At 72.7% G+C, this 12,812-nt stretch carries 10 protein-coding genes; 4 read left to right on the plus strand and 6 right to left on the minus strand.

Annotated features, from left to right (window positions below; translation table 11 throughout):
• The first annotated feature begins 9 nt into the window (after positions 1-9).
• The 4 genes from OHS57_RS23275 (at position 10) to OHS57_RS23290 (ending at position 6,996) form a co-directional block, all read left to right on the plus strand.
• A complete protein-coding gene (locus OHS57_RS23275) occupies positions 10-834 on the plus strand; it encodes a type VII secretion system-associated protein (protein ID WP_328583219.1) in 825 nt (274 codons plus the stop codon).
• A gap of 182 nt (positions 835-1,016) precedes the next feature.
• The gene (locus OHS57_RS23280) at positions 1,017-3,926 is read left to right on the plus strand and encodes a hypothetical protein (protein WP_328583220.1); all 2,910 of its coding nucleotides are present in this window, start codon (positions 1,017-1,019) and stop codon (positions 3,924-3,926) included.
• Between the two features lie 32 nt (positions 3,927-3,958).
• Entirely contained in the window at positions 3,959-5,233 is a 1,275-nt protein-coding gene (locus tag OHS57_RS23285) for an RICIN domain-containing protein (protein ID WP_328583221.1), read from the plus strand.
• A gap of 134 nt (positions 5,234-5,367) precedes the next feature.
• Complete coding sequence (locus tag OHS57_RS23290) at positions 5,368-6,996, plus strand: ABC-F family ATP-binding cassette domain-containing protein (RefSeq protein ID WP_328583222.1); 1,629 nt, start codon at positions 5,368-5,370, stop codon at positions 6,994-6,996.
• A gap of 142 nt (positions 6,997-7,138) precedes the next feature.
• On the opposite strand, the gene OHS57_RS23295 is transcribed toward OHS57_RS23290, so the two are convergent.
• From OHS57_RS23295 to OHS57_RS23320, 6 genes are all read right to left on the minus strand, one after another.
• A complete protein-coding gene (locus OHS57_RS23295; protein WP_443043091.1) occupies positions 7,139-7,693 on the minus strand; it encodes a GNAT family N-acetyltransferase in 555 nt (184 codons plus the stop codon).
• A 13-nt stretch (positions 7,694-7,706) separates the two neighbouring features.
• On the minus strand, positions 7,707-8,447 hold the full coding sequence (locus OHS57_RS23300) for a lasso peptide biosynthesis B2 protein (RefSeq protein WP_328583223.1): 741 nt from the start codon (positions 8,445-8,447) through the stop codon (positions 7,707-7,709).
• Positions 8,440-10,260 carry an albusnodin/ikarugamycin family macrolactam cyclase gene (locus OHS57_RS23305; protein WP_328583224.1) on the minus strand — a complete coding sequence of 607 codons (1,821 nt, stop codon included), beginning with the start codon at positions 10,258-10,260 and terminating at the stop codon, positions 8,440-8,442. The genes OHS57_RS23300 and OHS57_RS23305 overlap by 8 nt, the downstream gene beginning before the upstream one ends.
• A gap of 89 nt (positions 10,261-10,349) precedes the next feature.
• Entirely contained in the window at positions 10,350-10,487 is a 138-nt protein-coding gene (locus OHS57_RS23310; protein ID WP_328583225.1) for an albusnodin family lasso peptide, read from the minus strand.
• Between the two features lie 135 nt (positions 10,488-10,622).
• Positions 10,623-11,819, minus strand: a complete 1,197-nt coding sequence (locus tag OHS57_RS23315) for a M20 family metallopeptidase (protein ID WP_328583226.1) — start codon at positions 11,817-11,819, stop codon at positions 10,623-10,625.
• 25 nt (positions 11,820-11,844) lie between these two features.
• Positions 11,845-12,552, minus strand: a complete 708-nt coding sequence (locus OHS57_RS23320; protein WP_328583227.1) for an XRE family transcriptional regulator — start codon at positions 12,550-12,552, stop codon at positions 11,845-11,847.
• Positions 12,553-12,812: the final 260 nt, after the last annotated feature.

Raw genomic sequence — 12,812 nt, forward strand, 5'->3', positions numbered from 1 at the left:
GAGGAAGAGATGAGCGAGACCAACGGCGAGGTCCTAGTCGCCACCGACCCGGCGGAGCCGGGAGCGGGCGGCTCCACCGGCACCGCGACAGTGGACCCACCCCCGCCCGAGGAGTTCGTGGAGGCGGCCAGGCTCGCCCCCGACCACTGGCTGTATCTGATCGACCCGACCTGGTCCGACGAAGGCCCGCCGCCGGAGTGGGCCGTGGTGGGGCAGTGGCGCTCCGACGCCGAGGGCGAGATCGTCGAGTGGCAGGACAACGAGGAGTACCGGCCCTCACCCTCCGCGATGGGCTGGCCGGAGCCCGCCGACGACGTGGACGCCGCCATCCAACTGGCCACCACCGGGTACGGCCCCGCTGACGACGTCACCAAGGCGCTGGCCGCCGCGGAGGTGGCCGTACTGGTCACGGCGGACGGCGAGCCGGTGCGCGCCTCGGCGCCCGACAGCACCCCCGTGGTCCTCGTCTACAGCTCCCCGAAGTACCTCCACCTCGCCGGCCGGCTGGCCTTCGAGACGACGCGGGTGCCGGAGTTCCTGGAGCGGATCCCCGAGGGGCACAGCATGTGCATCAACAGCTCGGGTCCCGTCAGCATGGTGATGACCACCGACGGCCTCGCGGACATCCTGAGCGCGGCCGGAGAGGCGCCCGAGGGCGAGGGCGAGGGCGAGCAGCCCGGGTCCGCCGCCGCGTCCGGCTGGCCGCGGACGACGAGCACCGAGGTCCCCGAGTCCGCGGCCGGGTCCTCGTCCGCCTCCGGGTCGGAGTCCGGGTCGGAGTCCGAGTCCGGGTCGGACGCCGCACAGGACTCCCGGTCGGGGGAGGGGAGTTGACAGCAGTCCGGCAGCCGGCGGCGTGAACCTTTCCGGCCGCACGCGCATCGCACTCGGCGGGCCCATGTGAACCATCCGCACCGCCAGGACCACGGAAATCAGGACATGTCGACTCCATCAGGTGACAACGGTAAGTGGCAGAACCCGAGTTGCCCCGCAACTCCCGAACCAGGGCCAGAGGCATGAGCCGCTCGGACAGCGGCTGGGCGCGATGGTTCGGCCGCCGAGGCAGCCGGACAGCGGCTGTACGGCCCGGCCCGCCCACGACACCCGCCCGAGGGGCCGGCGGCGACGGTACGGGAGACGCCGAGCGACTGCTCGTCGAGGAGTACGACGGCATCAGGCTGCTGCGTACCTCGTCCGACGACACGATCAGCGACTCCGACGTCCTCGACCTGGCCCGGGTCTTCGGCGCCGAGAAGAACACCGTCACGGTGGTCGCCGGGGCCGGAGCTCCGCGCTCCGCAGACCTGTGGCCCCGGCTCGGCGGGCTGCTCGACGACGTGCGAGCCGAAGGCACCGGCACGGTCCGGCTCGTCCTGGCCGCCGCGGGGGACGACCGCCCTGGCGCGCCCGCCCTGGCCCGCCGTATCGCCGACGCCTGGCGGATGGAGGTCATCGCCCCCGACGGCGCCGCCCTCGTGGTGCCGGGCGGCGGACTGTTCGTACCCCCCAGGCGCCCGGAACCCGGCGCCGCGGAGCACCCGGCGCGCGGTGGCTGGTGGCGGTTCGCGCCGGACGAGGAGCCCCGGTGCGTCGGCGCACGGCAGCCGGTGCCGGACTGGCAGTCGGCCGTCGACCTCGTCCCCGGCCGGGTCGCGGGCGGCAGTGTGATCGAGCAGCTCCCCGCCGGGCTGCTCGCCAGGTCGCCCGGGTCGCCGCCGCCCCGCCACGGAGACCTCTGCTACGCGGTACCCGCCGATCCCCGCGGCCCCACCGTCCTGGTGGGCGGCCGGGAGAGCGAGGAGGTCCCGGCGGACGACATCGCCGAAGTGCTCGGCGCCCTGCCCGAGTCCGTCAGGGAACGGGTCATGCTCGCTCCCGGCGGCTCCCGCGACATTCTGGCCGTCGGCCAGTCGGTCTCGGACACCCTGGGGACCGGGACCGTGGTGTACACGGGTATGCCGCTGCTGTCCCGGAGCCCGGCGGACCGGCCCGGCAAGGTACGCGCGGTACTCGTCGGAGCCGACGGCGCGCCGCGCTGGGAGGCGTACGTCGGCGCGGTGAGGTGCGTACCGGCAGCGGCGGGTGAAGCGGGTGAACAGCAGGCCGCCCCGGAGCCGTTGCCCTGGAGCCTGGCCCCCGGAGAGCCGGCGGAGGGCGGCGCGATTCGCCTCTCCGCCGGCTGGCGGGCCGACCTGACGCGGGCAGGCCTGTGGCTCACCGACCCCTCGGACGGGCGTCCCCCCGCCACCGACAGGCCGGTGGACCCGGAGGGCCCGGCGATCGAGGTGGGCCGGCCGGGGCAGCCCCTCGACGCTTCGCTCTTCCCCGCACTCGCCGAACTCCTCGGCGGCCTCGGCGCCGACGTCCGCGGCAGGGCCCGGCTGTTCGTCCACGGGACGAGCGCCGACGGCGGACGCGAACTGCGCCGCATTGCCGCGGAGAACGGGCTGCGCGCCGTCCGCTTCGCACCGCGGGGCGCCGTGCCGCCCGCTCCGGCTCCGGTCCCGCTGTCGTCCGACCGCGACAGGGAATCGCAGCCGAGCGCGCCGACGCCGTCCCCGGCGATCCGGACGGCACCGCCCCCGCCCGGGCCCCTGCCCGCTCCTGAGCCGGCCCCCGCGAGGGGGCCAGGGGAGGCGACCGGCCCTGCCGCCCCCCGTCGGCGGCAGCCGACCGAGGGCTCCCCTGTCCCGGAACCGGCCCTGATCACCCGGGCGTTGACCGGAACCCCGCTCCCCGAACCGCCCGTCAGCCGCGCCGCCCCGTCCGTCCCGTCCTACCTGGACCCCATCGAACTGCCCGCGGTTCTCCCGGCGTCCATGACGCCCGCGGAGCCCGGGGTGGCGGCGCCGCCGGTGGAGCCCGCACGGGCGCTGGAACCCGCACGGCCGAGGGAACGCGCACGGCCGGAGGAATCCATGGTGCACCGGGCCTTCTCGCCGTCGACCTCGTCCATCGCCCCCACGGCCGCGGTGCCCCCGGACCGGACCGGGAGCGCACCCGTGGAGCCCGCGCCCGAGACGCCCGAACCTCCCGTGCCCGACCCCGCCGCGCCCGAGACGCCCGAACCTCCCGCGCCGGCCCGGCCGGCGGCCCCGCCCGCCGTCGTCGTCCCCGGCCCGCTGCCGCCGGTGCCGGTCCCGCCGGGATACGCCACCAGCGCCGCGGAGCGCGCCGCGTTCCGTGGGCTCGGGGAGGACGGCTGGGAGCGGCACGGGGCCGCGGTCACCCGGGCCCTCACCAAGATGCCCGCGCTGCGCGGACAGGAGCAGGCAGAGGCCCGCGACGACCTGATCGCCCTTCACATGTACCTGCACACCACCGAAGGTCCCCTGAGCCACGGCGAACTGGGCCGTAGCCTGCGAGCGGGCGAGGCGCGGCTGCTGCCCTACGCGGCATGCGTGTCCTCCGCGCTGCGACGGCTGCCGTCGTACCGCGGACTCGCCCTGCGCGGCACCGACGCGGCGGACGCGGGACTCGTGCCGGGAAACCTGCTGCGCGACGCGACCCCGGTGGGCGCGCTGCCCCTCGGCTCCGGCGCGCCCCGGCCGGGCGGAGCGCAGTACGCGATCTGGTCCGCGACCGGACGCCGGGTGCGCGAACTGGTGAGCGGCCCGGGAGCCGCGGGCCGGGACATGATCATGTTCGCCCCCGGCTCGCTGCTGCGGGTGCTCGACGTACGCGAGAGCGACGGCGCACCCCTGGTGCTGCTGCGCGAGGTACCCGCGTCCCCCGCCACCGCGACCACGGAGACCGTGCCGCAGGGCACCGCACTCGACGACCACGACCGTGTGGCACTCGACCGGCTCGACCAGGCCCTGCGCCGGCACCCTCTCGCACCCGGGCAGTTCCGCTGGCCGGAGTTGTGCGCAGGGCCCCTGGGACGCCGCGGGGACGCGGCCGGTGCCGTGCCGGGCGCCCGATGACCCACTCGACCGAAATCCGAAACGGAGAAAACATGCCCAGCAACGAACCGACGGGCCAGGGCCTGGAGGTGCGCCGCGCCGTACCGCTGACCGGCTCGGCGGGCCCGCCCGACCCTGACGCACTGCGGCGGAGGGGCGTCGACCCGGACGCGGAGGCAGCCGTGCCGCCGACCTCCTTCGGACCGACCGCCTCCTTCGGACCGGGTTCCCCGGCCGCTCCGGCCGAGCCCGAGGCGGACCCGTCGACAGACCCGGAGGCCGAGCCCGAGACGACGGTCCTCGCGACGGCCGAGACGTCCACGACGTCGGAGACCCCGGCGCCCGCCGCGTCCGCGCCCGGCGGTCGCGGTGCGGGCGCCGCCGCTGCCACGGCGACCACGGCGGACGGCAATCCGCCCGAGCCGTCCAGCGATACGGACGGCGGTGAGGAACCCCCCTCGGGTCGGCCCACCAAGTCGCTGCGCGCCGCCGCGGCCCTCGCGGGCGCCCTCCTGATAGCCGTACCGCTCCTGATCGTCGTCACGGACAAGGACGACGACAAGCCGAAGACGGCCGAGGCCGCCTCGGGAGTGACCATCCTGAAGGGCGACGAGGTCGCACCCGGCTCGTACGAGGCCAAGTCGCCCTCGCCCTCGCCTTCGCCCACGGCCGGAAAGGACGACAAGACCAAGAGCGGGAGCAAGGGAGAGAGCGGGAAGAACTCCGCCCTTGACACCACGTCCGAAGTCGGCAAGCCCGATCCCGCTGCGAAGGGGGCCAAGGAGAAGCCCGCCGACGCGAAGGCCAGGACCACCTCGGTGAAGCCCAAGATCGCCGTATCCGGGCCGGGCGCCCAGACCTTCGACAGCAGGTTGCTCTTCAACGTCATGACCGGGATGTGCGCCGATCTCGCCGGCATGGGGAAGGGCAAGCCCGAAGCGCGGATCGTGCAGTACAAGTGCGTCAAGGCCAGGAGCGCGGACAACCAGACGTGGGACTTCGTGAAGAAGCAGCAGGGCAAGGCGCCCGGCGGCCGCGATCTGTACGTGATCCGCAACACCAAGGACGGCCTCTGCATGGACCTGCCGGGGAAGGGCGCCGTGCCGGGCAGGACAGCGGTCCAGGAGTACGGGTGCGACGGCAGCCTCACGGACAACCAGTTGTGGTGGCTGGAGGGCCGGGGCGGCGGCGAGTGGTGGATCCGCAGCTACAGGGCGAGCAACATGTGCCTGGACGTCTGGGGCGAGCACGGTACAGGCGGCCAGAACGCCCGGCTCGGCGTGGCGAAGTGCTCGCCGGGCGACGACCACGCGTGGCGCCTGGCCTGACCTCGCTGACCTGCGAGGCACCGGGACGGATGTGACCGATGTGCCGGAGACGGGACGCTGAGCGCCCTGTCTCCGGACCCCGGTCCCGCCCCCGACCGGAATTGGGTTGGGTCCTGGGGCCGACTCCCTTCACAATGCGGAGCATGGGACATCTAGAAGCGGCACACCTGGAGTACTACCTGCCCGACGGGCGGGTGCTGCTCGGGGACGCGTCGTTCCGGGTGGGGGAAGGCGCCGTCGTCGCGCTGGTCGGGGCGAACGGCGCGGGCAAGACCACCCTGCTGCGGCTGATCGCGGGGGACCTCCAGCCGCACGGCGGGACGGTCACCGTCAGCGGCGGGCTCGGGGTGATGTCGCAGTTCGTCGGTTCCGTACGGGACGAGCGCACGGTCCGCGACCTGCTCGTATCCGTCGCGCAGCCGCGCATCAGGGACGCGGCGCTCGCCGTGGACAAGGCCGAGCACGCGATCATGACCGTCGACGACGAGGCCGCGCAGATGCGGTATGCGCAGGCGCTGAGCGACTGGGCCGAGGTGCGCGGCTACGAGGCCGAGACGCTCTGGGACATGTGCACGAGCGCCGCGCTCGGCATGCCGTACGACAAGGCGCAGTGGCGGTTGCTGTCCACCCTGAGCGGGGGCGAGCAGAAGCGGCTCGTGCTGGAGGCGCTGCTGCGCGGGCCTGACGAGGTGCTGCTGCTCGACGAGCCGGACAACTATCTGGACGTGCCGGGCAAGCGGTGGCTGGAGGAGCGGCTGAAGGAGACCCGTAAGACGGTCCTCTTCGTCTCCCACGACCGGGAACTGCTGGCCAGGGCCGCCGAGAAGATCGTCAGCGTGGAACCGAGCGCGGCGGGCTCCGACGTATGGGTGCACGGCGGCGGCTTCGCGACGTACCACGACGCCCGCAAGGAGCGCTTCGCGCGCTTCGAGGAGCTGAAGCGGCGCTGGGACGAGGAGCACGCGCGGCTGAAGGCGCTGGTGCACCGGCTGCGGCAGCAGGCGGCGATCAGCCCGGACATGGCGTCGCGCTACCACGCGATGCAGACCCGCTTCAAACGGTTCGAGGACGCCGGCGCCCCGCCGGAGCCGCCGCGCGAGCAGGACATCAAGATGCGGCTGCGTGGCGGGCGTACCGGCGTACGGGCCGTGACCTGCGAGAACCTTGAGCTGACCGGCCTGATGAAGCCGTTCTCGCTGGAGGTCTACTACGGCGAGCGGGTGGCCGTGCTCGGCTCGAACGGCTCGGGCAAGTCCCACTTCCTGCGCCTGCTCGCGGGCGGCGACGTCGCGCACACGGGCGAGTGGAAGCTCGGCGCGCGCGTGGTGGCGGGCCACTTCGCCCAGACCCACGCGCACCCGGAGCTGCTGGGCCGGACGCTGGTGGACATCCTGTGGACCGAGCACGCGAAGGACCGGGGCGGGGCGATGTCCGTGCTGCGCCGGTACGAGCTGGAACGGCAGGGGGACCAGCCCTTCGAAAAGCTCTCGGGCGGCCAGCAGGCCCGCTTCCAGATCCTGCTGCTGGAACTGCGCGGCACGACGGCCCTGCTCCTGGACGAGCCGACGGACAACCTGGACCTGGAGTCGGCGGAGGCGCTGCAGGAGGGCCTTGAGGCGTACGAGGGGACGGTGCTGGCGGTGACGCACGACCGCTGGTTCGCCCGGACGTTCGACCGGTACCTGGTGTTCGGCTCGGACGGGGTGGTCCGGGAGACCCCGGAACCGGTCTGGGACGAACGCCGCGTGGTCCGCGCGCGCTAGCGGCCCGCTTACGCCGACCGCCCCCCGGGGGGGCCCGGGGCTCCGCCCCGGACCCCGGTCCTCAATCGCCGGACAGGCTGGAAGGTGCGCCCGGACGGGCTGGAAGTGGGCCGGGACCGACTGGGAAGTGGGCCGGGGCGGGTCAGTGGGTGGGCGGGTTCTGCTGCTTAAGAGCCGACGGGCCCGTGAAATCCGTGGCGAGCGCGTCCATGAGGATCTCGTCGCAGGTCGTCCCGAGCCAGTAGCCGGCCTCGCGGAGTCGTCCGGCGGGCTTGAATCCTGCCTTCTCGTAGGCGCGGACACCCGCGGTGTTCGGGGCCAGGACCTTGAGCCAGACCATGCGTAGATTGGTGATGTGGAAGGCGTAGTCGAGCGTCAGCCGCGTGGCCCGGGTGCCGAAACCCCGGCCGCGTGCCTCGGGGGCGAGCATGACGACGTATTCGGCGGTGCGGACGGAGTCGTCCGGCAGCAGGGTGGTGACTCCGACGGGGGTGGGTGTCTCCGCCGTCGTGTCGTAGACCGTGAAACGGATATTTCCGCCCCGCAGTTGGGCGGCCATGCCCTCCGTCCGCGCTTCCAGCGATTCGGGCGCCTGGCGTCCGTAGCCGATCATGAGCCCGGGATCCTGCTCCCAGCGCCAGTAGGTCTCGACGAGGTCGGGACGGTAGGGGCCGAGCGCGCAGGTGTCGGTGCGGATCCAGAGGATCGGCTCAGAGGTGGTGCTGATGTCGGGCTCCGATGGTGAGGACGGGCTCGGACGCCCGGGTGGACGGCGGTTCTGCGACGGGACTTCCGTCGGCGGTCTGTATCCAGGCGTGCAGCCGGACCGGATCGGCGGCGACGCCGTGGCACCAGGTGACGTGCAGACGGCGCGCGGCCAGCAGCAGGACGGCGGCGGCGGATTCTTCCAGGCAGGCCACGCGTGTCGGACTGTGCCATGCGGCACGGCGGACGGCCAGTACGCAGGCGGCCGCTTGCGCCGGCGTGGCGGGTCGGCGGCACATCGCTGTAGCGGATGCGATTAGCCGGCTCACGCGGTGCATGGCCGTTGCAGGGCGTCCGACGTGTCCGACGGCGAAGACAGCGGCCAGTGCGCCGGCTGCAGCAAGTGCCCTCGGCAGGCGGACGGGCGAGGGCCGTTGTGCCCCGGCGGGAAACTCCGCACTGCCCCAACTCGCCACGGACGTGGTGGCGGGCGGCGGAACCTCCCAAGGGGTGGCAAGCGCGGTGGGGGTGAGGAGACCTGCGGCCAGCAGGCTTTTGGCGAGGTCTTCCGGCATACCGTCGAGGCAGCCGGTTCTGGCTGCCTCGCTCCACCGCGCGGCAGCGGCAGGCAGCAGGCATTGGACGCGGCCGGTCCGGTAGTCGACGAGGACCGCGACATGGCCGAAGTCGACGCATCGGACGTGGGCAGGGGCCGTCGCGAACCGCGGCAGAGGCAGGTCAGTCACGGGCACTCCCTGGACGCGTCGTGCTCCAGACAGGGGCGGGATCGCGATGGTGCGCGACGAGCCACGCCTCGGCGGCGAGGGCCTGCTCGACCGTGGCCAGCGGCATGGGGACCCCGGCCGCCGCCCGGCGGACATGGCGGCGGAACGGTGCGGGATCGATGAGCCCGAGCGCGGCGAGGTGGCCGTCCGCGAGGCTCAGGAGCTGCGGGAGGTTGGTGCGCATTCCCGTGTAGTGGTCCGCGTCGAAGCTTCCCTTGGTGCTGCGGTTCGCGACGGCGACGGGCAGTACGTGCCGGCCCGCGCTGCTGAGTAGCGGCTTGTACGTATGCACGCGCGGGCGCTCGTCCAGCCGGACCGTGAGGATCGTGTCCACCACCGCCGGATCGAGAAAAGGGTTGTTCAGATCGACGCCGCATCCTCCGGCCAGGGCGGCATCGGCGGCCGCGGTGCGGGCGACCTCACGGATGTCGTCCACCAGAGTCCGTACGGCGGCGTCCAGGTCCGGCATCGGATCGGGGGCAGCGGCAGCCTGCTGGGCCGCATGAGTCAGGAGGTGCTGGACGGACAGGTCGGCGAAGGCGGGGAACGGCAGCAGCGGAAACCACTGGATGTGGCCGTGATCGTTCCTGGCGGGCGCGCCGATGTCACGGACGAGTCGGGTCAAGGCTTCGGAGCGCCCGACAGCAGCTGTGCTGATCGCTTCACGCAGGACGGCCGGGGCCGTCGTGTGCCGTAGCCGTGCCCAGCCCGCGGCCTCGCCCAGCGCGCGCCGCCAGCGGTGGTGGCGGACCAGGTCCGCCAGGTGGATGGGCGGTTGGAAGAGAACGCTGTCCCCTCCGTCGCCCGTCAGATGGGTGTGTGAGCCCAGCCGATCGCGCATCCAGTGGAGTTGAGCCGTCAGGCGCGCCTGGGTGAGGGTGGAGGGCGCCGGTTCGTCGGTGGCCGGTACGTCGGTGATCGCGGTGTAGGGCAGATGCCGGCGACTTAGCGGCAGCAGATGGTGCGAGAGGCGTGTCGGGTGTGCGGCGGCGGCCAGTCGTGCGTAACGCAGGTCCGCACCGTCGAGATCGTCTTCAGGGTGGATCGTGATCGCGTCGAGGCGTAGTCCGGGCGGGAGCGCCGTCGCGGCGAGCAGCGCGACGGTCGTGGAGTCCAGTCCGCCGGACATGTCGCACGACAGCCCGGGGTCATGAGCGACCCGCAGTGTTACCGCGCTGGTCAGGGCCGCACGTAATCGCTGGTGCGGGGGGTGGCCGGAGACAGGATCGGGGCGCCATGTGGTCGTGCGGCGCAATCTGCCGCCGTCGGCGGGAAGTTCGACGCGGCTGCCGGGCGGCAGCTGTTCCACAGCGGTGAAGAAGCTCCGTGACCCCGCCAGCGCGGGGATCGACGGGAGGAAGACAGCGCAAGCCAGTCGCTGGATGTCGACGGTTGCCCCGGTCAGCGCCGCCAGCGCCCTGGGCGAGGTGCACCATGCCCATGTGTGCCGGTACGAGGCCGTGTAGACAGGCTGTGCGGCCACGGGATCGGTGTGCACCACGACAGCTTCGACGGTCTCCTCCACCACGGTGTACGCGCCGGGCCACCGCCATGTGACGTCGGCGGGGACAGGCATCTCGGCCAGCTGCCGCAGTTCGCCGGCGGTGGCGCCGCACCGTCCCAGCACCAGGACCCGTCGGTGGCCCGCTCCGACGACGCTCGCGTGCGACTGACCTTCCCCGAGCCTCCACGCGGTCGATCCGGCGGCAAGTGATTGGGCGCCTTCCGGTCTCGGGCAGGTGTGGTCGAGCGTGCTGAAACCGCCGAAGATCACGGGGTCCTCCAGACAGAGCGGCAGGGGCGCGGCCAGGATCAGAACGGCGAGGTGGTGCCGCCGGCGTGCGGCACCACCCGGGTGGCGCGTCAGCCGCAGGAGTTGTAGGCCCTGCGCTTGTCCTCGCTGCTGCCCTGCCCCTGTCCCTCGGTCAGGTCTGCGGCATCGCCGATGTCGACCATCAGCACTTCGTCATCGGAGAGAGCATCGATCCGGAGGTCGTCCATGGGGTTTTCCCTTCTCAGCGGGCTATTGCCACCTCCATGACAGCGAATTCCCACCAGGCCCGGTAGATCTGAAGATGGGGACTTGCTAGGACCTGATCCGGGGCGGAACTGGGATCCGGCTGGGACGGGCGCAGGTCATCGGCGGCCCAGGAGGGCGAGGACAGCGTGGTGGTAGACCGCGTGGACCCGGGGGAGTTCCGCCAGATCGGCACGTTCGTCGATGCCGTGCAGACCTTCGTAAGGCACGCCGAACCCGGCGGTGGCAGGGATGCCGTGCCCGGCCAGCAAGTTGCCGATGTTGGACGGACCGGCGACCTTCGCCCGCACCGCCAGGCCCATCTCGGCGGCTCCGGCCAGCAGGGCCGCCGCGGGCTGTTGGTCGGGCTCCAGGCGAAAGGGGGGCCACGACGTGATCTCGGTGACGTCGGTGGGCGCGGGACCCGGAAGATCGGCGTCGAGCTGGGCGGCGGCCTTCCGGACCAGCTTGTCGGCGTCCTCGACGGTGAACTCAGGGGTCGTGCGGAAGTCCACGTTCATGTCGCACCGGTCGGCGGTGACGGAGAAGCCTTCGCCGCCTCGTACGGCGGTGACGCTCAGCTTCGGCGGCAACGGGAAACCCGTCCCTCCGGCCGGGGCCTCGGGGAGTTCCGCCGCGTCGAGCAGCTGTACCAGCCGGGCCGCCCGGGAGATGGCGCTGACCACCGTACGGCGGGAGCCGGAGTGTCCCGAGGGAGCGTGCACCGTGATCTCGGCCCTCCACAGACCGCGTCCGCCGACGACAACCTCGTCCATGCCCGGATAGCCGATCATCACCCCCGCCGGACGGGCGGCCCGCTCGTCGGCGAGATAGGCGCGGGCGCCGCCGAAGCCGCCGGTGTGCTCGTCCACATCGAGCAGGACCGCCAGACCGCCCGTCAGTTCGGCGGCGTCGAGGTACAGGTCGGCGGCGATGTGACAGAACACCGAGGCGGCCAGCTTCGAGTCGGCGGCCCCCCGGCCCCGGAGCCAGGTGCCGACCACGTCACCGGCCGTGGGCGGGAACGACCACGCGCTCTCGTCACCGAACGGCGCGGTGTCCACGCACGCGTCGAGCGTCCACCACGGCCCCGGCCTGCCACCTGCGATCTCCACGAGCAGACCGACCAGCTGTCCTGTCCCGTCGTACAGCCTGCGGTGCGGCAGCGACCGCCCGGTCAGCCAGGACTCCAGGATTCCGAGCACGGGCGCGTAGTCGTCGACGCCACCGCGGCTCGGCAGCCGGATCAGCTCCTGGGCGAGGCCGATCACCGAAGCCGACCGCTCGGTGGCGCGCGCCACCAGGTTGTTGCTCACGCTTCTCCTCGCCTCGGCGTCCCGGCTACCGGAGCGGCAGCGCGCGGACAGCCTCCATCGTCTCCACATGCCGGGCGGCGGCACAGGCCTCCCGCCCGTGTCGTACCAGCCCGAGGGCGGCCTCACGGCCCAGCAGCAGCCCGCAGTCGAAGCCTTCAGCGCCGTGGAAGCTCGGCAGCGGGACAACGGCGGCCCGTTCCGACGCCACGAAGAAGCGCTCCCGCGCGGCGGGCGGCTCCGCCAGGCCGATGTGCAGCGTCTTGACCCCGTTGCGGCGCTCGGCGGGATCGCGCAGTGCCAGCAGACGCATCAGGTGGTCCGTGAGCGCGTGATGATGCGGCGGACCGTAGAGCACCCGGTAGTGGACGAGGTCCGGCCGCTCCGCCACCGCCCTCTCGATCGCCGGCAGGTATGCCGTCTCGCGGCTGCGGCTTCCGGTCACGACGAGCTGTTCGCGGGCGCCGGTCACCACGTCGACCATCGCCTGGGCGAGATCGGCATAGCGGGCCAGTACGCGCGCGGCCACCTCGGTACCGGCCGCGTCCGAGGCACCCGAGTCCCTGTCCTGATGGGCGAAGAGGACTTCGGAACGCTCGTCGTAAAGCCTGCACAGCCCTGCACGATTCTTGATCCCGGTCCGTTTGCGGCCCGACTCCCAGGCGCTGAGGAGACTCGCGTCCGTCGCGCCGCCGGTGATCGCGTTCAGCCGTTCCGCTGCCTCTTCCAGCGTCAAGGTGCGGATCAGCCGTGCTTGACGCAGAGCCGAGCCGGCTCCTCCTGTGCCACCCGCCATTGCCTCCGCCTCGTACCCGACCGGTCCTCGGAGCCTTATGGTGACGAAGCGTGTCGGCCCTGTTACGCGAGAGCCCCGCTTCGTGCTCGAAGCGTGACTTCCGTAGTCTGGGTCCGATGGGCCGGACGGGCTACGTGGACGCGTTTTGACCCGTGTGGGGGCGCCCGGGTATTCTTCTGGTTCGTTATGCGTATTGGCTT

Source organism: Streptomyces sp. NBC_00370 (genome assembly GCF_036084755.1).
Classification (GTDB): Bacteria; Actinomycetota; Actinomycetes; order Streptomycetales; family Streptomycetaceae; genus Streptomyces.